This is a genomic window from Nocardia sp. NPDC003183, assembly GCF_053590715.1.
Genome location: NZ_JBSFTG010000001.1, coordinates 1513609 through 1535097, shown reverse-complemented (window position 1 = coordinate 1535097; position 21489 = coordinate 1513609). Strand labels below are relative to the sequence as shown.

Annotated in this window: 19 protein-coding genes; 2 read left to right on the top strand and 17 right to left on the bottom strand. The window is 68.5% G+C overall.

Annotated elements, in window-relative coordinates; genetic code table 11:
* Window positions 1-52: 52 nt before the first annotated feature.
* From ACWDXS_RS07045 to ACWDXS_RS07025, 5 genes are all read right to left on the bottom strand, one after another.
* Window positions 53-1393, bottom strand: a complete 1341-nt coding sequence (locus ACWDXS_RS07045; protein ID WP_378991958.1) for an LLM class flavin-dependent oxidoreductase — start codon at window positions 1391-1393, stop codon at window positions 53-55.
* A 13-nt stretch (window positions 1394-1406) separates the two neighbouring features.
* Window positions 1407-2303, bottom strand: a complete 897-nt coding sequence (locus ACWDXS_RS07040) for an ABC transporter permease (protein WP_378991959.1) — start codon at window positions 2301-2303, stop codon at window positions 1407-1409.
* Window positions 2296-3159 (bottom strand): ABC transporter ATP-binding protein, encoded by an 864-nt coding sequence (locus tag ACWDXS_RS07035; protein ID WP_378991960.1) that lies wholly within the window; start codon window positions 3157-3159, stop codon window positions 2296-2298. Before ACWDXS_RS07035 ends, ACWDXS_RS07040 begins: the two co-directional genes overlap by 8 nt.
* Window positions 3156-4238: an ABC transporter substrate-binding protein gene (locus tag ACWDXS_RS07030; protein ID WP_378991962.1), complete on the bottom strand. Its 1083-nt coding sequence runs from the start codon at window positions 4236-4238 to the stop codon at window positions 3156-3158. Before ACWDXS_RS07030 ends, ACWDXS_RS07035 begins: the two co-directional genes overlap by 4 nt.
* Window positions 4239-4561: 323 nt before the next feature.
* Window positions 4562-5302, bottom strand: coding sequence for an IclR family transcriptional regulator (locus ACWDXS_RS07025; protein WP_378991964.1), 741 nt, complete (start codon window positions 5300-5302; stop codon window positions 4562-4564).
* Window positions 5303-5579: 277 nt separating this feature from the next.
* Here ACWDXS_RS07025 and ACWDXS_RS07020 point away from each other — a divergent pair, with 277 nt between their 5' ends.
* A complete protein-coding gene (locus ACWDXS_RS07020; protein WP_449962977.1) occupies window positions 5580-7034 on the top strand; it encodes a PLP-dependent cysteine synthase family protein in 1455 nt (484 codons plus the stop codon).
* Window positions 7035-7471: 437 nt separating this feature from the next.
* Here ACWDXS_RS07020 and ACWDXS_RS07015 read toward each other — a convergent pair whose 3' ends face one another.
* From ACWDXS_RS07015 to ACWDXS_RS06985, 7 genes are all read right to left on the bottom strand, one after another.
* Window positions 7472-7633 (bottom strand): hypothetical protein, encoded by a 162-nt coding sequence (locus ACWDXS_RS07015; RefSeq protein WP_378631280.1) that lies wholly within the window; start codon window positions 7631-7633, stop codon window positions 7472-7474.
* 52 nt (window positions 7634-7685) lie between these two features.
* Window positions 7686-8888: a peptide synthetase gene (locus tag ACWDXS_RS07010; protein ID WP_449962973.1), complete on the bottom strand. Its 1203-nt coding sequence runs from the start codon at window positions 8886-8888 to the stop codon at window positions 7686-7688.
* A 77-nt stretch (window positions 8889-8965) separates the two neighbouring features.
* Complete coding sequence (locus ACWDXS_RS07005; protein WP_378991967.1) at window positions 8966-10009, bottom strand: NAD-dependent epimerase/dehydratase family protein; 1044 nt, start codon at window positions 10007-10009, stop codon at window positions 8966-8968.
* A complete protein-coding gene (locus ACWDXS_RS07000) occupies window positions 10006-11664 on the bottom strand; it encodes a fatty acid CoA ligase family protein (protein WP_449962969.1) in 1659 nt (552 codons plus the stop codon). The genes ACWDXS_RS07005 and ACWDXS_RS07000 overlap by 4 nt, the downstream gene beginning before the upstream one ends.
* Window positions 11661-12560 (bottom strand): hypothetical protein, encoded by a 900-nt coding sequence (locus ACWDXS_RS06995; protein WP_449962966.1) that lies wholly within the window; start codon window positions 12558-12560, stop codon window positions 11661-11663. Before ACWDXS_RS06995 ends, ACWDXS_RS07000 begins: the two co-directional genes overlap by 4 nt.
* A gap of 8 nt (window positions 12561-12568) precedes the next feature.
* Window positions 12569-13618 carry a 3-oxoacyl-ACP synthase III family protein gene (locus tag ACWDXS_RS06990; RefSeq protein ID WP_378631287.1) on the bottom strand — a complete coding sequence of 350 codons (1050 nt, stop codon included), beginning with the start codon at window positions 13616-13618 and terminating at the stop codon, window positions 12569-12571.
* Between the two features lie 382 nt (window positions 13619-14000).
* Window positions 14001-14996: an MsnO8 family LLM class oxidoreductase gene (locus ACWDXS_RS06985; RefSeq protein WP_449962962.1), complete on the bottom strand. Its 996-nt coding sequence runs from the start codon at window positions 14994-14996 to the stop codon at window positions 14001-14003.
* A gap of 158 nt (window positions 14997-15154) precedes the next feature.
* Here ACWDXS_RS06985 and ACWDXS_RS06980 point away from each other — a divergent pair, with 158 nt between their 5' ends.
* The gene (locus ACWDXS_RS06980) at window positions 15155-15553 is read left to right on the top strand and encodes a DUF779 domain-containing protein (protein WP_378991972.1); all 399 of its coding nucleotides are present in this window, start codon (window positions 15155-15157) and stop codon (window positions 15551-15553) included.
* 4 nt (window positions 15554-15557) lie between these two features.
* On the opposite strand, the gene ACWDXS_RS06975 is transcribed toward ACWDXS_RS06980, so the two are convergent.
* The 5 genes from ACWDXS_RS06975 to ACWDXS_RS06955 are packed head-to-tail and all read right to left on the bottom strand — an operon-like array spanning window position 15558 to window position 21418.
* Window positions 15558-16934, bottom strand: a complete 1377-nt coding sequence (locus tag ACWDXS_RS06975; RefSeq protein ID WP_378991973.1) for a hypothetical protein — start codon at window positions 16932-16934, stop codon at window positions 15558-15560.
* 11 nt (window positions 16935-16945) lie between these two features.
* Complete coding sequence (locus ACWDXS_RS06970) at window positions 16946-17761, bottom strand: ABC transporter permease (RefSeq protein WP_449962959.1); 816 nt, start codon at window positions 17759-17761, stop codon at window positions 16946-16948.
* Between the two features lie 29 nt (window positions 17762-17790).
* Window positions 17791-18744, bottom strand: a complete 954-nt coding sequence (locus tag ACWDXS_RS06965; protein ID WP_449962956.1) for an ATP-binding cassette domain-containing protein — start codon at window positions 18742-18744, stop codon at window positions 17791-17793.
* Entirely contained in the window at window positions 18741-19997 is a 1257-nt protein-coding gene (locus tag ACWDXS_RS06960) for a glycosyltransferase (RefSeq protein WP_449962953.1), read from the bottom strand. The genes ACWDXS_RS06965 and ACWDXS_RS06960 overlap by 4 nt, the downstream gene beginning before the upstream one ends.
* A gap of 2 nt (window positions 19998-19999) precedes the next feature.
* Window positions 20000-21418: a condensation domain-containing protein gene (locus tag ACWDXS_RS06955; protein ID WP_378991977.1), complete on the bottom strand. Its 1419-nt coding sequence runs from the start codon at window positions 21416-21418 to the stop codon at window positions 20000-20002.
* Window positions 21419-21489 lie beyond the last annotated feature (71 nt).

Below are 21489 nucleotides of genomic sequence, written 5' to 3'. Positions count from 1 at the left end.
CAGGAACTGCTCACCACCCGCATGAACTCGATATCGAGTCGGCGGGCGCGCATCAGGCGCTCACCCGTGCGTCCTGCTCGGCGAACTGGCTTTCCACCGGAGCGAGCCCGTAATGGCCGCGCAGGGTGGTGGATTCGTAATCGGTGCGGAACAGTCCGCGTTCCTGCAGGATCGGCACCACGCGGTCCACGAAGTCCGCCAGGCCGCCGGGCAGGTAGGGCGCCATGATGTTGAACCCGTCGGCCGCGCCCGCGTCGAACCAGCTCTGCAGCTCATCGGCGACCTGTTCGGGGGTGCCGGCGAAGGTGCGGTGACCGCGGCCGCCGCCCAGCTTGCCGATGAGCTGACGCACCGTGAGGTCCTCGGTCTCGGCGAGTTGCTTGACCAGCGTGAACCGGCTCTTGCCGCCCTCGATCTCGCTCTCGGCGGGCAGCGGCGGCAACGGTGCGTCCAGCGCGTGCGCGGTGAGATCGACGCCGAGCATCGAGGACAGTTGGCGCAGTGCGTAATCGGGCGAGATCAGGTCGGTGAACTCCTGCTCGAGCGCCCTGGCCTCCTCGACAGTGTCGGCGATGAACGGCACCAGGCCCGGCAGCACCTTCAAGTCGTCGTGGGCGCGACCGTATTTCGCCAGGCGCGACTTGAGATCGCGGTAGAACTGCACGCCCTCGTCGAGGGTGCGCTGGGCGGTGAACACGGCTTCGGCACGATGAGCGGCGAACTCCTTGCCCGATTCCGAGGACCCGGCCTGCACCAGCAGCGGACGACCCTGCGGTCCACGGGGGGAGTTCAGTGGCCCGCGCACACGGAACCGTTCGCCCGCGTAGTCGAGGGTGTGCACCCGGCTCGGGTCGGCGAAGACACCGGTCTCGGTGTCGAGCACGATCGCCTCGGCTTCCCAGCTGTCCCACAGTGCCAGCGCCACGTCGACGAATTCCTCGGCGCGTTCGTAGCGGCGGGCATGCTCGGGTATCGCGTCGAGCCCGAAGTTGTAGGCCTCGTCGACATTGCCGGAGGTGACGATGTTCCATCCGGCCCGGCCCGCGCTGATGTGGTCGAGCGAGGCGAACTTGCGTGCGAGATTGAACGGTTCGTTGTAACTGGTGGACGCGGTGGCGATCAGGCCGATCCGCTCGGTGACCGCGGCGATCGCCGACAGCAGGGTGATCGGTTCGAACACGGTGAGGGTGTTGCGTTCGATCCGCGGTCCCACGGCGAGGGTGTCGGCGAAGAACACCGAGTCGAGCTTGCCGCGCTCGGCGATGCGGGCCAGCTCCTGGAAGTGGCGCACATCGAGTACGCGCTGTTCGTCGGTGCGGGGATGGCGCCACGCGGCCTCGTGGTGGCCGACGCCCATCAGGAAGGCGTTCAGGTGGAAAGTCTTGCGAGCCATGGTGATCTCCTGATCAGGCGTTGGTCGGTGAGGTGCGCCAGCGCGAGAGCCGGCGTTCCAGCGCGACGAGGGCGAAGTTGAAACCGAGACCGATCAGCGAGATCGCGACGATCCCCGCGTACATCTGCGGAATCTGGAAGTTCTGCTGCGCGGCGGTGATGAGATAGCCCAAACCGGCTCGCGCGCCGATCATCTCGGCGGCGATGAGGACCAAAATCGAGCCCGCCGCGGCCATCCGGATGCCGGTGAAGATGGACGGGATCGCCGCGGGCAGAATCACCTTCTGGAACAACCGCAGTGGCGAGAAGCCCAGTGAGACCGCCGATTTCACGAGCAGCGGGTCGACGGTGCGCACGCCGGTGATGGTGTTGAGCAGGATCGGGAAGAACGTGGCGTAGCCGATCAGCGCGATCTTCGAGGTCTCGCCGATGCCGAGGATCAGCACGAACACCGGCAGCAGCGCGAGCGCGGCGGTGTTGCGGAACAGTTCGAGCACCGGATTGAGGAAATCCGATACCGGCTTGTACCAGGCGATGGCGATGCCGACCGGGACGGCGATCACCAGGGCGAAGGAGAAGCCGGTGACCGAGCGGGTGAGGCTCGCCGAGGTGTGTTCGGCCAGCTGGCCGTTGCCCGCCAACTCGAAGAAGGCCTGCACCACCGTGGAGAACGGCGGGAGGAATACCTCGTCGACCAGGCCGAACCGGGGCGCCAACTCCCACGCCCCGAGCAGCAACGCGAAGGCGAGCAGTGGTTTGGCGATGCGGAGCACCGCGCTGCCCGCCGAGCCCGCCGCCCGGGTGAGCGTGGAGCGGGCAGCGGGCGCCGCGATGGGGGTAACCGGCGATGCGGCCGGTTCGGCGGCGGCGACTTCGACGGGACGGACGAGCAGGGGGACGGCGCTAGACATGGGCGGGACTCCTGTCGGTGGACGCGACCGCCGCGGCGGCCGTGCTGTCGTCGGCGGCGAGTTCGAGGCGCTGGGCCCGGCTCACCTCGCTTTGCAGTTCCGTCCAGATCCGATGGCGGTAGTCGCGGAACTGTTCGCTGGAGCGGACATCGATATCGCCACTGCGGTCGATGTCGATATCGATCACGGCCTTCACCCGGCCGGGACGCGAGGTGAGTACCGCGACGCGCTGGCCCAGGTACACCGCCTCGTCGATGCCGTGGGTGATGAACAGGATCGTCTTGCCGGTCGTGCGCCAGATCCGCAGCAGTTCGTCCTGCAGCGACTCTCTGGTCTGCGCGTCGAGCGCGGCGAATGGTTCATCCATCAGCAGCACTTCCGGATCGAAGGCCAGGCTGCGCGCGATCGCTACTCGTTGCTTCATGCCGCCGGACAATTCGTGCGGATACCGGTCACCGAAGCCGGCCAGGCCGACCAGTTCCAGGTAGTGCTCGGCGATCGCCTTGCGTTCCTTGCGAGCGATGCCCTTGGCTTCGAGGCCGAACTGGATGTTGGCGCGGGCGGTGCGCCACGGCAGCAGCGCGTACTGCTGGAACACCACACCGCGGTCGAGGCCGGGACCGGTGATCGGGGCTCCGTCCAGGAGGATCTGGCCGGAGCTGGGCTTGCTCAGCCCGCCGAGCAGATCGAGCAGCGTGGATTTGCCGGAGCCGCTGGGCCCGACCAGGACGAGGAATTCGCCTGCTTCGACCTCGATGGAGATGTCGTCGATCGCGGTGAACTTCTCGTCGGTGCCGCGCACGGCGAACTGTTTGCCCACCGATCGCAACGCGAGTTTAGCTGGGGTGCCGGTCATTTCGCGGCCACCACCTCTCCGGTCGGGCCGCTCGTCGGCTGGTAGGTGCCGTTGGCGTAAGGGTTGTCCTTGTTGGTGAACAGGTCCTTGGCGGTGATCTTCCCCTTGGGCAGTTCGCCGTTGCGCTCGAGCCAGTCGATCCAGATCTGGATCTCCTTGTCCGCGATCACCGCTCCGGGCACCGGAATCCCTTGGCTGCGCCAGTAGTCGAGCAACTTGAGGTTTTCGTTGCGGCCGCGCTTGTTGATGATCTCGGTGAACTTGGCGACGACCTGATCACGCGGGGTGAGTTGCAGCCAGCGGGTGGCACGCGCGGTGCCCTGCACGAAGTCCTTGACGGCCTCGGGATTCTGCGCGATGTAGTCCTTGCGGAAAACGTAGGTGCCGTAATCGAATTCGCCGAAAATGTCCTTGTCGGTGAACAGTGGGTGCAGGCCGCCGCGCTCGACGGCGGTCTCCCGGAATACGCTGCCGAGCGCGCCTACGTCGATCTGACCGCTGCGCAGCGCCTCCTCGGTGTTGACCGGCGGCACCACGATCAGCTGGACCTGCTTGATCTCGGCCTCGCTCAGGCCCTGCTGGTGCAGCCATTCGCGGGTGACGAACTCGTGGTGCGCGCCGAGGGTGTTGACGCCGACCTTCTTGCCGATCAGGTCACGGGCGTTGGTGATGCCGGCGTTATCGCGCACGAAGTAGCCGGTGAACGACTTGGCATCGGAGCCGTAGGAGCTGAGCACAGCCTGTACCGGCGCGCCGCCCGCGGCGAGCTTGACCACCGCGCCGTTGAACGCGCTACCGAATTCGACCTGCTTGGTGGCGGCCGCCTGGATGTTGGCCGGGCCGCTGGTGGTGTCGCCCTCCCACTGAAAGCTGATCTTGGTGAAGTAGCCCAGGTTGTCGGCGAGCTCGTACGGTGTGACCTGTCCGGTCTGTCCCTGGTAGCGCAGCACGGTCTTGCCGTCGGCGGTCGTCACCGCATCGGTACCGCCGCATGCGGTGACGACCGCGAGGACGGCGGGTGCGACGAGCGCGGCGGCGAGCGCACGCAGCGGACGTCGTCGGAAGGTATTGGACAACATGGTTCGCGAGTTCTTTCTACGGCGTGGGAGGACCACGCGACGGGCCACCAGGGGCGCACGCCGCGACGATCCGCACACGAAGGGCGGATCAACGGGATATGAGAGAAAGTGGAGATCGGCGACGGAGGAATGCCGCCGCTGTTTCAGCTGCGACAGAATCCGGGGGACAGGCGCATCAAGTCCACCGTACGACGGCGGACGAGCGCGGGGGATTCGATCATGATGAGACTTTCGTGAGCGGGATCGGCGTAGGGGACGCCGCCTGTATTCAATAGTGCGTCAACAGATAACGGCTCGGCAATACTGTTTCCACATCGTGAAAATCATGGTGCGTCGAATCCCTCACCTGCGGCCGCGGTATGGAAATACGGACCGATACGTACCGCGATCTGGTGCATGGCGGGCAGTACGGCACGAACGAGATCGCGATCCAGACGTACCGCGCGCGCCTGCACACCGATCGCACCCCACACCTGCCGATCCGGACCGAGGACCGGGACGGCGATCGCGCGGATCGGTTCGTCGCTGTCGATCTCCTCGATGGCGAACCCACGTCGGCGAATGGTGTCGAAGAGTTCGCCGTTGCCGCGGTCGAGTCCCACCGAGGCATGCGCGAGCAGCGCGTGACCGACCGCGCTGGTGCTCAACGGTCGCCGCTCCTGCGGAATCTGGTTGTGGCAGAAATGGATCGGTGGCCTGGCCTGGAACACTGTGAGGGCTTCGTCGGCATCGGCGACACTGAGACTGACGGTGATCTTGATGCCGGCGGCCAGCGCGTACAGGTGCGGCGCCGCGTCGTCGAGCCCGAGCCGTGACAGCGCGGGACGGGCCAGGCACGCCAGTCCGTGCCCGATCCGGTAGCGGTCGGTTGCCGGGTCCTGCTCCAGCAGCCTGCCGCGCACCAGCGCCTGCGCCAGCCGGAAGGTGGTGCTCACCGGGAGCCCGGCCCGCTGCGCCAATTCGCTCAGCGACAATTCGGGGTCCCCGCCCTGAAAGCAGTTCAACACGTACACGGCACGGTCGACGGCTTGTGCGCCGGAGCGGGGTGGTTCGGTCGCGGTCATGGCGGCCTCCTGGTCGACGACGTGCCGAGAACTATCGCCACCACGCTGTCCAGGCGCAATGATTCGGCGCACCGGTGCGAGTAATTCACGAGGCGCCGATCGAATCCGGGTGAGAACAAACCTGTCGACGCGGTGCGGTGGCGAGGAATCTGGAATGTGCACGCGCGGCCGAGGGTCCGCGCCGAATTGTGCTCGGAGAAAGCGGTTTCGACCCCGACTATCTGCGACGGCGGTGTGCAGTGCCGCGGTCGCTCGGCGAAACAGGAAGTTCGGACGCATGACCATCGACATCGACCACACCGTGCGCACCGCCACGGTGTTCGATTCCATCGACCAGGCCATCGGGCACACCCCGCTGGTTCGGTTGAACCGGATCACCGACGACATCGCCGCCACGGTGTATGTGAAGCTCGAATATCTCAATCCCGCGGGGAGCGTGAAGGATCGGGCGGCGCTGTTCATGCTCGACGCGGCCGAGGCCGCGGGGGAGTTGCGGCCCGGTGGGGTCGTGGTGGAGGCGACTTCCGGCAACACCGGCATCGGCTTGGCCGCCATCGCGGCGGCGCGCGGCTATCGCACGGTGGTGGTCGTGCCGGACAAGTCGAGCCGCGACAAGATCGCGCTGCTGCGGGCCTATGGCGCCGAGGTGCATGTGACACCCGGCGGCCGTCCGGTCGGGCACCCCGAGCACCTGCGCAGTGTCGCGCTGCGGCTCGCGGAGGAAATCCCGGGTGCCTGGTTCGCGGGCCAGTACGACAACCCGGCCAACCCCACCGCTCATCGTGAAACCACTGGTCCCGAGATCTGGGCGCAGACCGGCGGCGGCGTCACCCACTTTGTCGCGGGCATCGGCACCGGCGGAACCGTCAGTGGCACAGGGGAATTCCTGAAGCAGGTCTCGGGCGGCCGGGTCCAGGTCGTCGGCGCCGATCCCGAGACATCGGTGTACGGCGGCGGTGACGGTCGTGCCTGGTATGTCGAGTCGGTGGGCCACTACCGGCATCCCGACACCGAGCTCGACGAATGGCCGCAGTCCTACCACACCGAGGTGATCGACCGTGTCGAGCGGATCTCCGATGGGGAATCGCTCCGAGTGCTGCACCGGCTGGCCAAGGAGGAAGGTCTGCTGCTCGGTGGTTCCTCCGGCACGTCGATCGCCGCGGCGCTGCGGGTGGCCCGCGCGCTCGGGCCCGAGGATGTGGTGGTGGTGATCGCGCCTGACTCGGGACGCGGATACCTGTCGAAGTACTTCGACGACGGTTGGCTCGGGCAGTACGGATTTCCGTTGCTCGCGGCCCATGGTGAGCTGACGGTCGGTTCGGCGCTCGGTGTGGTCGAGGGAGCCCGGTCGGTCGGGCCGGGTTCGTCGGTGCTCGCCGAGGCGCGGTTGCTCCCGTCGACAACGACCGTGGCGTCGGTCCGCCGAGAACTGGCTTCCCGACGATCTCTTCCGGTCGTCCTCGCCCGGCAGACCGCGGGGCCGGTGGTGGTCGCCGAGGTGCTGGGTACCGCAACGCAGGCGCGCCTCGTCGGCGCTCCGGACGAGGATCCGATCGGCGCGCACCTGGATCCGCCGCCGGCCTTCGCCGGCACCACCGAGCCGGTGGGAGCCGCGGTGACACGGCTCGCCGACTATCACGGTGAGGTGCTGATCGTGCACGAGGGCCGCGTGGTCGGTGGGGTCGACGCTGCTGCGTTCGTCGCCGCACTCGTGCGCGCGGAGGCGTCATGAGACGCATGACATGGGCCGCGCTGGGGGCGCTCGGTGTGTCCACAGTGGACTCCGTCCATGGCCGACGCGCGCATCCGGCCGCCGACGCTTCCTCGGCGCAGTGATGGCGACGGTAGCGATGGGCGGCGAACACCCCCGCTGGGGTGGGCGCCGGTGGAGGGATCCGGTCGCCGCGTCGGCACCGAATCGGCGGGCGATTCCGCCTTCGGGATCGCGCGACGAACCACGGGAGCGGGAACCGGAATGGGAGAACGCGCTCGCCGCTTCGATGCTCGCTTGGACGGCCTTCCTCGGTGGTTAGTGACTCGCGAGGCGACCGCGGCGCATGCGAGCGCCGGCCCGGCCCAGAGACGGCATGTCAGAACGGTCGCGTCGATCGAGTGGCCCGCGAACGACAGCGCACTGCCGAGCCGGTCACGCGGACCGACGGTGGCAGGTCAGGCGTCGGGTTCGTCGTCGGTCGGGGGCGCGGTAGTGGCGCCGGAGACCCGGATGACGCCTGCTTCGAGGTCCAAGTCGAGGTGGGGTTGACCGTTGGAGTCGCCGCTGCCCTCGTTCTGCAGCTTCTTGCCTGGGAAGAGTTCACCGATGATGCCCACGGTGTCCAGGATAGTCGCGATAGCGACCTGGTCGCCGGAGTCGGGCGGGTGGCTACCGCTGCCGGTCTGCCGGGCTCGGTGCGGGAAGGTCGGCTTCGAGCATGGCGACGATGCGATCGAGCAGGGCTTCGAGGCGGGCCTCGATGCCCACGCCGTTGCGTGCCGACACGGTCAGGTCGGTGTGGCCGTCGAACTCGGTCAGCCCGAACAGCAGGGGCATGGCGATGCTGTGCTGGGGCAGGACGAACAGTCCGGTCGGGCGGAAGCCGGGGACGGCGAGTTCGTCGGCGGTGAAGCGGCCCATATGGGAGACGGTGGCCGAGGCGAGGTTTCGGCCGAGGCGGGCGCCGAGCCAGTTCGTGGTGCGCAGCACGCCGCGGTTGATCGGGTCGGGGACCAGGGTGATGCGGGTGCTGGCCAGCTGATTCAGCTCGCGCCGTTCGTGCAAACCGGCCTTGATCTGGTCTTTGATCGAGATCCAGTCGCGTCCGGGCTCGATATCGAGGAACAGCGGTAGCGCGAGGTTGGCGGTGGAGCGCAGCGCCGGGTCGTGGCGGCGCAGGTCCACGGGCATCATGATGCGCGAGGCGCCGGGAGTCTCGGCGGCCAGCAGGGCACAGACGCGGGCCAACGCGCCGGAACCAGCGGCCGCGATCCGGCGATGACGCAGCAGATGCGGCGCGAGATCGCGGCGCTGCCGGCCTCGGCCGACGGCGGTGCGGTAGCGCGGAACCATCGGAGTCGGCCTGCCGGGAGCGCCGATTCTCGCGACGAGTTCCTGGTCGGCGATCGGATCGGGCTGGGGAACCGGGTCTTCACCGCGTAGTGCGCGCAGCACATTCGTCACCCACGCCACCATGCCGATGCCGTCCATCACTCCGTGGAAGACACGGAAGATCAGCGTGGTCGGCGCGCCGGCGAGCAGCAGCACCTCGACGGTGGCATCAGGGGTCGGTCCGATCGCGCCCGTGAGGACCGGATCGGTCTCGAGGGCGGGGTAGCTCAGCCGGTGGTCGAGAACGCGCACGGCCGGGGCGATGGCACTGTCGACCCACTCGTTGCCGCGCCGCCGCAGTCGCGCACCGGGGGTGGCCGCCGCGGCGGTGGTTACCGCTGTGCGCAATGCATCCGGGTCGATGTTGCCCTCACCGGGAACCACCAGTTGCATGAGGAAGGGCGGGGCCAGCTCGCGCATGGGGAAATACATCCGCTCGGTGGTCGTCACCGGACGACGGAAAACCTTGCTGCCGTTCATGATTGCCTCCTGGGGCGTCGTCGGTGCCGCGCGGGCCGTGCCGAAGGTGTCGTGGCGGGTGTGACGGTGGCCGCGAACTATCGAAGGTTCTCGGCGAGCACCTCGATGCCGCCCTGCTCGTCGAGCCAAGCCAGGAATCCGGCCAGACCGGTCTCGCGATCCACCACAGGCACGTAGCCGAGATCGCGGCGAGCCGCACCGGTGTCGTAGGTGGCGGTGCGTGTCATCAGCGCGACGGCGTAGCGCGACAGCGGAGGCGACCAGCGATCGGCCACCGCCGGTATCCGCCAGATCGTTTCGATGGTCGCGACGACGGCGGCGAGCACCCGCGGGTTCGGTCGGCGCGCAGGGGCCTGGAAGCCCAGTCTCGTGGCGACCTCACCGAGGAACCCCCAGACATCGGTCTTCTCGGCATCGGCGATGAAATACGCCTTGCCGCCCACCGTGTCCGAGCGCACCGCCAGGAGGCAGGCGTGCACGATATTGTCCACGTGGCACAGCGAGGCCTCGACGGTGCGACCGTAGGACAGGTCCGGCAGCGAGCCCGCGGCGGTGCGATCGAGCAATCGAACGATCGGCCCCGATCGGTCTCCGGCGCCCCAGATCGCTCGCGGTCGTAGCGCCACGGTCGTGAATTCCGCTGTGTTCGCGGCGAGTACGGCGCGTTCGGCCGCGGCCTTGGTTTCGGAGTAATGATTGAGGTAGCGGCTCGGATACGGCAGCGACTCGTCGACGTCGACTTGATCGCCGCCGTCCCGCTCCATCAGGGCACTCGGACTCGAGATGAAAACGAACCGGCCCGCGCCGCCCCGGCGCGCCGCATCCAGGAGCAGCTCGGTGGCCCGCACGTTCTCGGTCCAGAAGCGGTCCCTGGTGCCGCGTTCGTCGACCCGCGCGGCGCTGTGGATCACCGCGTCCATGCCGCTGGTGGCCCGGCTCAGCGACGCCGCGTCGGCCAGGTCCCCGTAGACGAGTGTGACGTGCTCCACGGCTGGACCGAGATCGTCGAGAATACTGCTGCGCCGCACCAGGATCGAGACATCGTGGGAGCCCTGCGCGACCAGCGCCCGCACGATGGCGCCGCCGAGGAATCCGGACGCGCCGGTGACCAGGATCTTCATCGTCGCGAGTCCAGTTTCTTCGTGGCCCAGCGGGCGAGTTGTTCGCGGCCGATCTTGGCGTTGTGCCGGATATCGACCGGGAAGCGCGGATGTACGAGGAATTCGGCGATCGGAGCGAGAGTGTCGAATTCGGTGGCGCGCGTCCGCAATCGGGTGAGTGCGGCCACCGCGTCCGCGCCGGGTTCGAGCTCCACGCACAGGACCGGACGCTGGGCGCCGGGGGCGCCGACACCGACCAGCGCCGTGCGCGTAACTCCGGCGACCGCGTTGAAGACCTGTTCGATCTGCACGGTGAACATCGGACCACGCGCGGTCGTGATCCGTTGACTCTTGCGCCCGCAGAACCAGATCCGGCCCTGCTCGTCGAGCCATCCCAGATCACCGGTGCGGTGCCAGATCTGCTCGCCATCGCTGATCTTGCCCGCGGTGTTGGCCTGCGCGGGCCAGTAGTAGCGCGTACTCACATTCGGGCCCGCGACCACGATCTCGCCGACCTCGCGTGCGCCGAGTTCTTCGGTGTCGTCCCAGGTCGCGACGGGGTCATCGGTGATGGCGAGCAGCCGGACACGCACTCGATCGGTGGGCCGGCCGATGCAGGTGCCCTCGCCGCTCTTGGCGCGCTCGACCAGACCGGCGAGCAATTCCCGCGATTCGATCGTCGACATGGGCAGCGCCTCGGTCGAGCCGTATCCGGCGTAGATCTCGACATCGGGGCGCAAGACCTCGCGCAACCCGGCGACGCACCAGTGCGGAACAGGGGCGCCACCGGAGAAGATACTGGCCAGCGACGGTAGGTCGACCGGATGCGCGCGCAACCGTTCCAGCAGCGGGATGAGGACCGCGGGCGAGGCGAACATCGTGCGCACGCCGAAACGCCCGATCGCGTCGACCACGTGCGCCGGATCGGTCGAGCCGACCTTGCTCGGAATCAGCGGTGGCAACACACACCGCGACCCGAGCAGCAGATCGAGGACGCCCACCAGCGGCAGTGTCACCAGGGACGTGCCGGGTGGCGTGTGCCCGCGGGCGGCGTGCACCTGCTCCACCATCGCCGCGAGATTGCCGTGCGTCAGCTCGACGGCTTTGGCGGGACCGGTACTGCCCGTGGTGAATCCGATGATCAGCAACTCGTCGGGATCGGCGGGTACGCGCTCGGGCGGCGTACCGGAGGGGGTGCGAGTCCACGAATCCAGCGTCGGCCCACCCCAGAACCAGCGGCGCCCCACGGTGAGCGTGGTGCGCACACCCCGGAAACTGCGCGGGAACAGCACCCGCAGGGCATGCGCCTGCGGGATCCCGATGAACGCCTGCGCTTCGACCGCGCGCAGACAGTGCACCATGCGGCGCACACCCATGCCCGGATCGATGACGACCGGAACGGCGCCGATCTTCAACAGCGCGAACAGGATCGCGTACAGCTCCGGGCTCGGCAGCACGAGCACGATCGTGCGGGTGCCGCTGCCCACCCCGGAATCGGTGAGATGTTCGGCGATGGCGTCGGACCAGCGATCGAGGTCGCGATAGGTGATGTCGCGGTAGTCGGGTAGCCCGTCGGCGGTCGTGCCGTCGGGATAGATGACCGCCTCGCGGTCGGGCTCCTCGTGGGCGAGCGTGCGGAAGCGGTCGATCGTGGCCCAGTAGGTCGCCGTCGTCACGCGGTGGTCTCCGCGGGGAGCCGGTACAGCGTCGCGGCGGCGGACGGGCCCGCGCCCGCGGCGACGAACAGCACGTGGGTGTAGCCGGCGAGCGTACCCTCGGCGCTCGCGCGGGCGTAGGCCAGCGGCAGTGCGGCGGTGTGCGGGTCGCCGTCGGACAGGTCGGGCACCCGTACCGCGTCCTGGTCGATGCCGAGCTCCTCGGCCAGGCGCCCGGGAAAGCGCGGGCTCGGAGTGGAGGCGATCAACGCGACGAAGGCGCCCTCGAAGTCGGCGAGCGCGGAGTGCGCGACTTCGGTGGCCACCGCGAGGATGCGGTCCTCGAAGTCGGGTTCGCGTTCGATCGTCATCAGCGTTCGCCCGACGGTGCCCATGGCGGCCGTGTCGACGTAGGCCTGTCCCGCGGCGGTGCCGGGTGCGGTCGCGGTGTACACCGGGCCGAAGCCCTCGGGGTCGTCGACCTGCTCGAGTAGCAGCGCGGCACCGGAGGTGGCGTAAGGGAAGTCGGCATCGGCGCTCGACCGAGTCATCGACGGGTGCGTGTCGCCCGCGACGATCAGAACGTGCTCGGTGCTGCCCGTCGCCAAGACCGAGCCCGCCACCTGTACGGCGTTGACGACGCCGACCGCGCCGTTCATCAGGTCGAAGGAGAAGGTCCGCGGATCGGTCCTGGTGTAGTCGAGCCCGATACCCGCCGCTTTCTGGATCAGCGCGGCCACCGCCGGTTCCACGGTGTTCGAGTCGCGGAACACGCCGGTATTGATCAGCACGCCGACCTGGTCGGGGCGGACGCCGGCCTGCTCCAGACATTGTGCGGCGGCCCGCCCGCTGTGGGTGACGACGCTGTGGGTGTCGGTCGACCTGCTCGTGCCCGTGGCTCGGATGCGAATGCCCATTGTTGACCTCAGACCTTCAGGGAGGAGATGGTGGCGGACAGGAATCCCGCGACGACACCGGACGCGGCGGGCACCATGAGCAGTTTCGATCCCGCCGCGATGTTGTCGTCGGCGAGCTGATCGTGCAGAACGATGAAATGTGATGTGGTCGAAGTATTTCCGTACTTCTCGATCACATTGAGGTCCGGCGGCATCTCGGCGCCGAACTCACGCGCGGCGACCGCGTTGATGTAGGGCACTGCGGCAGCACCGAACTGGTGATGGATGATGTAGTCGAACTGCTCGCCGGCGAAGTCGCGGCCCTGCTGTTCGAGGAAACTGCCCTGGGCGTCGGGCCAGAGCAGGAACCGCGCTTCGTTGTGCATCTTGCGGTTGTCGGTGTAGAGCGCGACGCCCGACGACTTGTCGCTGGGCATACCGAGGCACAGGTGTGAATGTTCTGCGGCGGTGAGCAATTCGATGTAGTGGATCTTGTCGGCGTCGTCGACCGCGCGGTCCAGCACGACCGCGCACCCGGAGTCGCCCACCGACAGCGAGGCGAACTGCAGATCGTATTTCTCGGTGATCTCGTTCACCGCGGTCTCGGCGATGGGGGTGATCGCCTCGCCGCTGACCACCATGCCGTTGCGCACCACGCCCGAGCGGATCATCCGGTCCAGAATGTAGGTGCCGGTGAGCATTCCGGCACAGGCGTTGGAGACGTCGAAGGTGATGGCGCGTTCAGCGCCGAGGGTCTTGGCGATCGTCGACGCGAACGAGGGCTCCATGTACATGCGGGTGCCGTCGTTGCTGCGGGTGATCGAACACGAGATGATCACGTCCAGCTCGCCCGGCGCGTAGCTCGACCGCGACAGGCAGTCGCGCGCGGCGTTCACGGCGAGGGTGAACGAGTCCTCGACCGACTCCGGGCGGGTGTCGCGCACACGGCGTTCTTTCACGCCGGTGATGCGCTCCAGATCGAACGACGGTGGCGTTTTCAACCGGGAGATCAATTCGGTGGTGGACAAGATGTTCGACGGAAGATATGCCCCGATGGATTCGAAACGCGATTGTGACACGTGAGCTCCCGGATGCGGTCGAAAGAATGGTTTACCGGACGAATCTCGAGCGCCGGTGGACTCGAACCATACCGGTCATCGGCCGGCATCGGGTGCAGTGATCCAGCGCACTGGCCGGTGCGAGATCGTTTGTGCGACACGGTGTTGCGGAAACTTCGGCAATCCACTCGTATCTCACAGATCACCTGGACCAGGGCGTTTGGGTGGCTGTGGGCAATGGTACGGCTATCGGGCGGATCTGCCTCGCCGCGGTGATGTGGTCCTGCAGAACGGTGCTCGCGCAGTGAGTCACTTCACGATTGTTTACACCGTCGAATAAATTGCGAGCCGGACGGGTTTGTTTTCGGAGTACAAGTGGTCTCGCGAATTTTGTCGGCGAGAACTAGCCGGCCAGGCCCACGACGCGGGCCAGCCGCCGATGTGATTCCAGACGCGCCGCTCGATCGAAAGTACTGGTGTGGACCAGGATTTCATCGGCCTCGGTACGGCTCACCAGCTTTTCCAATGCTTCGGCCACCTGATCCTCGGTGCCGTGGATCTGGTGGCCCAGCGCCTGCTCGAACAGGTGGCGCTGGCGGTCGGTCATCGTCGCCGGGTCGATCTCCTCGGGTGGGATCAGTGCGGGAAACTCGCCGTGCGTGCGCGAGTAGGCGCTCGACCAGGCCTCCGGGAGCAGCAGTCGGTGCGCCTGCTCGGTCGAGTCGGCGATCATCGCCGTCGCGGAGACGACGACATACGGTCGGGGGACTCGAGCCGAGGGCTGGAACAGGGTGCGGTACCGCTCGATCGCGTCCACCATCGCCTGCGTGCCCGCGATCGGGGCGATCACCAGGGGCAGCCCGAATCGTGCGGCGCGCTCGGCCCCGGAGCCGGTGGCGAGCAGGAACGCCGGGACGTCCGCGCCCTCCGCGGAGCGGACGTGCACACCCTGCCTGCCCACCGCGAAGTAGTCGAGAACCTCGGTGAGGCGTGCGTCGATATCGTCGGCGTCGTCGAGGCCGTGGCCGAGCGCGCGGCGGACGCCGTCGGTGAATCCGACCGAACGCCCGAGGCCCATGTCGATTCGTCCGGGGAACAGCGACCCGAGCACGCCGAACTGCTCGGCGACCACGAGTGGCTGATGATTGGGCAGCATCACCCCACCGGTGCCGACGCGGATGCGCGTGGTGGCCGCCGCGACCGCCGCCGCCAGCACGGTCGGCGCGGTTCCGGCGACACCGGGAACGCTGTGATGCTCGGCGACCCAGAACCGGTGGTAGCCCCACTGCTCGGCGAGGACCGCGAACGCGACCGTCTCCCGCAGGGCGTCGGCGTGGTCCTGCCCGCGCCGCACGCGTGAGCGGTCCAGGATCGAGAAGCGAACCGATTCGAGTGCCATATCAGTAGTCAACGTCGCAGACGCGAGGCGATTCCGTGGCGGTGACACGCGCGGGTGATCTTCGCAGGTTTGGACCGGTACCAACCCTGGACCAACCTTTCGCAACGATAGTGTGCCCCGAGCACGATCACCGGCGAGAAAACTGCGAGGAGCGCACTATGGTTCGACATCCCAACGGCCGCAAGGTAGATCATCGCCACCGTGCGGTCGAGGCCAGCGATGATGCGCTGCGTGTGCTGCGGCTGCTGCTCGAGATGCACGGCCCGGTGGTGCTGTACCTCGCGCCCGACACCGACGGGTACACGCCGGTCTGTGTGCGGCTGCGGGACTTCCGGCCCGCGCCCGGCGATGTCCTCGCCGGGCAGACGGCGTGGCACACCCAACTGTGGATGGCCGACCGGTTCCACGTCGGGTTCGACGACCTCGATGTCAGCATCGAGGTACGCAACCGTCCGCAGCCGGGCTCCGCCTCACTCGAGACGGCATGCGGATTCCGGTTCGCGCTGCGGATCGACAAGGCAGAGGCGGCCGTCGACTTCGTCGAGGAAGCCTCCTAGCCCGTCACCAGAACCGCGGCGTCAGTCCCCAGTCCGCGAATTCGGCGGCCAGTAGCTCGCGCAGTGCCGCGCGGGTGGGGAAACGATCGGGGTCGCCGCCGGTCACCACGAGTGTCACCGTGTCGTCATCGCAGGAGAACGCGAGATTGACACCGACCTCTACCTGGCGGAACAACTCGACCGGACCGGGATTGACCACCGGGCGCATGATCACATCGCGTGCGCGGTGTGATCCGAGGACCGCGATGTTCTGCGCGGTGCGACCCATGTTGGTGCACAGGCATTCCGGCGCCTTGGCGGTGCGCGCGAACTTGTGCAGCACCACCTTGGGCAACAGCATCTGCACCGGTTGCAGGTGCTGGATGGGTGGGATGGTCGCCGGATCGCGATAGGCAAGGCCCGCCGCCTTGAGCGCGGCGCGGATCGCGGGCAGATCGGCGCGTTCGCCCGCCCGGTAGCCGACGCTGATCGGCAGCCCGGTGGTGGCGTTGGCGCGTGGGTCGTCGGCCTCGCGCATCGAATGCGGAATGTCGACGCGCACCTCGGCGCCGTCGGCGACGCGGCCACTGCGACCGAGCAGCCCGACCGCGACACCGATCAGCAGGCCGTTGGTGGTGCCGCCGTGCGCGGTGGCCACGGCGTCCCATTCGGCGAGATCGAGCTGAACGATGGCCTCGGCCGCCTGCCAGGTGTCGGCATGGGGCAGCCGCGGCGCCGCCGGGCGCGGATTGCGGGCGGGTTCGCTGACACCGCGGGCGCGGCGTGCCGCCCGGACGCCACGGGCGACGGCACCGAGTTGGCTACGCGCATCCGCGAGATCGGCGGCGAAGCGGCCCGCGCCCGCGACCGGGCCGACGAGCCTGCCCGCGCTGGTGTGGCGGTCGGGTGTCTCGCCGCGGTTGAGCCGGTCCAGGGAATCGACGATCGCGTGCATCATGGCGCCGCCGTCGCACGCCACGTGCGAGGCGACCAAGGTGACCACGGTGCCACCGGATGCGAGCGGCGCACCCGCGAGCTGCCACACGAGCCCGCGCTCGGGGTCGAACTCGACGGCGGCCTGCTCGAGGAACCAGTCGAGGACCCGCTCCTCGGGAATCGGGGTGTCCGACCAGCGCAGCGGCAGTGATTCGGTGGCGGGCTCCCAGTGCGCACGCGCGATCGGGAAGCGCGTGGTGCGGACCCGGCGCGCGATGAACCCGGTCGCCAGGTGCGCGTGCCAGTCGGCGAGCAGATCCCGGCTCAACGCGCTGTCGAAGCGGTACGCCAGCTGGTTGACCAGGGCGTTCGGGTAGAGGCTGTGCAGTTTGAAGAACAGATCGTCGTCGGCGGTGATCCGGTTGAGGTCGGTGGACACCGTGACAGCGGGGGCGATGACAGTCATCGAATGGCTCCTTAGCGGGAACGGAGAGTGCGCACGGTCAGCGGCGCGAAAACAGCGACCACGACCACCGAGGCGACCAGCGACCACCAGGCATCGGCGCCGACGGTGCCGTCCGCGGCGAGGGTGCGTACGGCAGAGACCAGGTAGGACACCGGATTCAGGTCCGAGACGTGCCGCATCCAGCTCGGCATCGATTCCTCGGGGACCAGCGCATTGGAGGCGAAGCCGAGAAAGGTGAGCACCAGCATGGACATGCCCTGCACGGCGGCTGGGCGGGCGATGGTGGCACCGATGAACGCGAACAACCAGCTGATGGCGGTGGTGGCGAACACGACCAGCACCGCGCCCGCCAGGAATCCGGCGGTGTGCGCGGGGTGGTAGCCCATGCAGAAGCCGACGATCACCACAGTGGTCGCGGCGATCAGGTAGCGCACGGCCCCGGCCAGCAATGCCCCGGCAACCGGGGCGGACCGGGCGATCGGCATGGCGACGAAACGGTCGAAGACACCGGAGTGGATGTCCTCGGACAATTGCACGCCGGTGGCGACCGAGGAGGTGAGCACGATCTGGACCAGCACGCCGGGGATCATGATCGGCAGATACGCCGCCATGCTGCCGGCGATGGCGGTGCCGAAGATGCTGCCGAACAGCACCGGACCGACGATCGGCAGCAGAATGGCGTCGTAGAGCAGCTGCGGGCTGTGCCGGAAGGTGAGCAGTCCGCGCCAGGCCATCATCAGCGAATGCCGCAGGGCGGCAAGCGGACCGACACGGGTCACGCGCGGCGCGCGCACCACCTGGTGCGGCTTGTCGACCGTGTGGGTCATGGTGGTCCTCGAACTTTCGCGAAGGGTGCTCATGCCGCGTCCACGGTGCGCGCGTGCCCGGTCAGCGACAGGAACACCTCGTTGAGATCGGGCCGGTCCACCGCGAAACCTCGCAGGGTGATGCCCTCGGCGCGGCAGGCGGCGACGATATCGGCGCCGCGCGTGACGTCGTGCAGTGCCACGGTCAACGTCCCCGTCGACGACCCTTCCGGGACGTCGCCGGTGATCTCCTGGATCAGCGCCTCGGCCCGGCGCAGGTCGGCGGTGTCGGGGATGTCCAGGCGCAGCACCTGCTCACCGATCGAGGACTTGAGTTCGGCGGGAGTGCCGTCGGCGACGAGCGTGCCACGGTCGATGACCGCGATCCGGTCGGCGAGTGCGTCGGCCTCCTCCAGATACTGGGTGGTGAGCAACACGGTGGCCCCGCGAGCGACCAGTCCGCGCACGATGCCCCACATGCGGTCGCGGGTGTGCGGGTCGAGGCCGGTGGTCGGCTCGTCGAGGAAGATCAGCGGTGGCACCGTGATCAGCGTCGCGGCCAGATCGAGTCGACGTCGCATGCCGCCGGAGAACGCGCTGACGCTGCGGCGCGCGACGGCCGACAGCTCGAATTCCTCGAGAAGTTGCTCGGCCCGGTCGGCGGCAGCGCACCGCGACAGGCCGAGCAGCCGTCCGAACAATCGCAAATTCTCACCGGCGGTGAGGGTTTCGTCGACGGAGGCGTATTGGCCGGTGAGCCCGATCATCGAGCGCACCGCGGTCGCCTCGCGCACCACGTCGTAGCCGAATACCTCGGCGCTGCCCCGGTCGGGTCGCAGCAACGTGGCGAGCATGCGGACGGTGGTGGTCTTGCCCGCGCCGTTGGGACCGAGCATCGCGAACACCGATCCGGCCGCGATGCTGAGGTCGACGCTGCCGACGGCGGTGAAGTCGCCGTAGGACTTACCGAGACCGCGGGTGCGGACGGCGATATCGGTGCTCACTGTGGCCTCCCGGCGTGGATGGACAAACTACTCGGGAACGGCAGGGGGACAAGGGATTCCACCTCGTCGGCAGCGCGTGCCACCCCGGTGCCGGCGAACCGGCCGGCGTACGCGGCCGCTCGCGAGACCACGTCCGGGTCCGCGACGCGATCGAGCAGGGCGGTGAGCCCGTCCTCGGTGAGCTCGGCGGCACGCACGGTACCCGCCATCTCGAGCCGTTCCAGTGCCCGGCCCCAATAGGGCTGATCGGCCTGGATCGCGCAGATCACCTGCGGGACACCGGCTCTCAGTGCGGCGGCGGTGGTGCCCGCGCCGCCGTGGTGTACCGCGGCGATACAGCGCGCGAACACCGACGCGTGATCGACCTGCTCGACGACGGCCATCTCGGGCGACAGGACAGGTGCGATGCCCGCCCACCCCGCGGCCAGCAGCAGCCTGCGACCACGACGGGCGCAGGCCGCGCGCAACATCGCCACCAGCGCGGCCGGGTCGTCGACCGCCATCGAGCCGAAGCCGACATAGATCGGCGCCGAACCGGCGTCGAGCCACGCGGTCAGCGCGGGATCGGCCGCAGCGCTGAGGAATCCGTCGGCATCGACGGCGAAGCCGGTCACCGGGTGTCGATCCGGCAGCTCGGCGGCCAGCCCGGGAAACAGGTCGACGTCATAGGCCTGGATCGACACCCGATCGGGCAGTTGATGTTCGACGATCCCGAACTCCGACAGCGGCTGTTCCAGCGCGGCGTCGCGCGCCCAGCGCAGCGCCGACCAGATCCGCCGGTTGAGCGCCTTCGGAATACGGGCGCCCCACGCGGTGGGGACCACGGGGACCGATCGATTCGGATGGATCGGAAAGAAGTGCACCGCGGCCAGCGGCAACCCGACGCGTCGCGCGGCCTTCTCGGCCGCCTCCTCGCCCGCCATCCCGGTCACGAGCACATCGTGACCGGGGGCGAGCACGAGCAGATCGCGCACCGCCTCGACGACTCCGCGCCGTTGCAGATCCAGCACCGCGCGCACCCGCTGTCGCGGATTCGGGCTGCGAAAGCGGTGATCGTCGTGCTGGGTGCGCAGCAGTTCGGCGCTGTCGCGGCCGAAACCGACGGCGGCGACGCCGTGCGCGGTGGCGAAGTCGACGAGATTGGGCGAGAGTGCGAGCGTCACCGAGTGCCCGCGAGCCAGCAGCTCGCGAGCGAGAAGAATGCCGGGCTGGGCGTCGCCCCGGCTCCCGGTGAAGGCCAGCAGTGCACGCATTCTCAGCCCGCGCTCAGCGCTGCCGCGGCATCGGTGACCGGTGCGGGAGCGGGCGCCACCATGGTCACCGCGTACATGGCCCTGGCGAACTCGGCGAGGAAGCGTTCCATGACCTCGCCGGGCAGGCCCGCGGGGTGGCGGGTGGAGACATAGAGCCCGTCGGGGCCGCGCACGACCCAGAAGTACACCTCGTCGGTGGAGTACGACACCGCCCGCAGGGTGCGTCCGCGCAGGTCGGCGACCAATTCGTAATCCGGAAGCATGCGGATGTCGAGGAAGGACGCGCCGTAGGTCGGACCTTCCACGGCGCCGACCATCGCCAGGGAACGGCCCCAGGACGCGTCGTTGCAGAGGTGGGCGCGTTTGAGTGAGGCGCGGGTGGCTTCCAGCGCGACGGTCATGTCCGCGCCCGGCGGCAGCGTCACGTCGACCGGAACGACATTGACGAACCAGCCCATCGACTCGAGCCAGGTGAGGTCGGGCCTGGTCGCGATCGGCATCACGGTGCGGAACCGGTCGTCGCCGAAGGTTTCCCGAGAGGCCATCGCCAGGGCGGCGAACACGGTCACCGACAGCCGGTGCTTGAGCCGATCGAGAGCCGCCTCGACCTCCTCGAGCTGCTCGATGCTGAGCAGTGTGCGCGAGACGCTGGGCTGGGCGTGTTCACCGTCGAGGACGGCGACCTGATCCGCGGCGAAGCGGGGCATGGGCGAGCCCGGCGTGCCGAGGAACTCGCGCCACACCGCGACGGCGGGGGAGTCGGGATCGAGTTCCTCAGCGGCGGCGCGCTCGATGACGGCGTAGTCGGCCGGGCTGCCGAAGGTGGCCGAGTCGCGGATCTCGCCGCCGGTGGTGACCGCGGTGTAGAGGGTGCGCAGCTCGAGGATGAGCACGGCCTGGGAGTAGGCGTCGAGCACCGAGTGGTCGGCGCCGACCAGGACGGTGAAGTCGTCGGTGTCGTGGGCCACCGTGGCCACCAGCAGATGCGGCCACACCAGTGCCGACAGGCGCAATTCCAATGCGTCGCACAGGTATTCGTTGATCTCGTCGCCGTCGGAGAGATCGGCGACCGGGGCGCCGGTGACTCGAACGGTGCCGGGGGCGGTGGTCACACGGTGGTAGCCGCCGTCGCCGGTGGGGGCGACGGTGGTGCGGAAGCCCTCGTGGCGGTCGTGCCACAGTCGCAGGGTCGTGGCCCAGGCGTCGGCGTCGAGTGGGGCGTCCATCTCGAAGATCGTGCCGATCCAGCGGCCGCGGCCGGGGCGGGCGTCTTCGGGGTCGAGGAACCCGAGGTACTGCTCGTGGACGCTGGCGAGGGGGCGTTCGTCGTCGCGCCAGGCGTCGGGGGAGGTGAGTTCGGGGGTCCAGATCACCAGGTCGCCGGAGCGGATCCGGAATTCGGAGAGATGGGTGTATTCCATGGCGGGTCACCTCATGGGGAGTGCAAGCCGAGAACGGCGCGACGGGGATTCGGTGATCGCGGGCGCGTCAC

Excerpts from the sequence above, each read along its gene's own strand:
- ACWDXS_RS07045 (WP_378991958.1), bottom strand. The coding sequence starts at position 1,393 with ATGGCTCGCAAGACTTTCCACCTGAACGCCTTCCTGATGGGCGTCGGC.
- ACWDXS_RS07040 (WP_378991959.1), bottom strand. The coding sequence starts at position 2,303 with ATGTCTAGCGCCGTCCCCCTGCTCGTCCGTCCCGTCGAAGTCGCCGCC.
- ACWDXS_RS07035 (WP_378991960.1), bottom strand. The coding sequence starts at position 3,159 with ATGACCGGCACCCCAGCTAAACTCGCGTTGCGATCGGTGGGCAAACAG.
- ACWDXS_RS07030 (WP_378991962.1), bottom strand. The coding sequence starts at position 4,238 with ATGTTGTCCAATACCTTCCGACGACGTCCGCTGCGTGCGCTCGCCGCC.
- ACWDXS_RS07025 (WP_378991964.1), bottom strand. The coding sequence starts at position 5,302 with ATGACCGCGACCGAACCACCCCGCTCCGGCGCACAAGCCGTCGACCGT.
- ACWDXS_RS07020 (WP_449962977.1), top strand. The coding sequence starts at position 5,580 with ATGACCATCGACATCGACCACACCGTGCGCACCGCCACGGTGTTCGAT.
- ACWDXS_RS07010 (WP_449962973.1), bottom strand. The coding sequence starts at position 8,888 with ATGAACGGCAGCAAGGTTTTCCGTCGTCCGGTGACGACCACCGAGCGG.
- ACWDXS_RS07005 (WP_378991967.1), bottom strand. The coding sequence starts at position 10,009 with ATGAAGATCCTGGTCACCGGCGCGTCCGGATTCCTCGGCGGCGCCATC.
- ACWDXS_RS06995 (WP_449962966.1), bottom strand. The coding sequence starts at position 12,560 with ATGGGCATTCGCATCCGAGCCACGGGCACGAGCAGGTCGACCGACACC.
- ACWDXS_RS06985 (WP_449962962.1), bottom strand. The coding sequence starts at position 14,996 with ATGGCACTCGAATCGGTTCGCTTCTCGATCCTGGACCGCTCACGCGTG.
- ACWDXS_RS06980 (WP_378991972.1), top strand. The coding sequence starts at position 15,155 with ATGGTTCGACATCCCAACGGCCGCAAGGTAGATCATCGCCACCGTGCG.
- ACWDXS_RS06975 (WP_378991973.1), bottom strand. The coding sequence starts at position 16,934 with ATGACTGTCATCGCCCCCGCTGTCACGGTGTCCACCGACCTCAACCGG.
- ACWDXS_RS06970 (WP_449962959.1), bottom strand. The coding sequence starts at position 17,761 with ATGACCCACACGGTCGACAAGCCGCACCAGGTGGTGCGCGCGCCGCGC.
- ACWDXS_RS06960 (WP_449962953.1), bottom strand. The coding sequence starts at position 19,997 with ATGCGTGCACTGCTGGCCTTCACCGGGAGCCGGGGCGACGCCCAGCCC.
- ACWDXS_RS06955 (WP_378991977.1), bottom strand. The coding sequence starts at position 21,418 with ATGGAATACACCCATCTCTCCGAATTCCGGATCCGCTCCGGCGACCTG.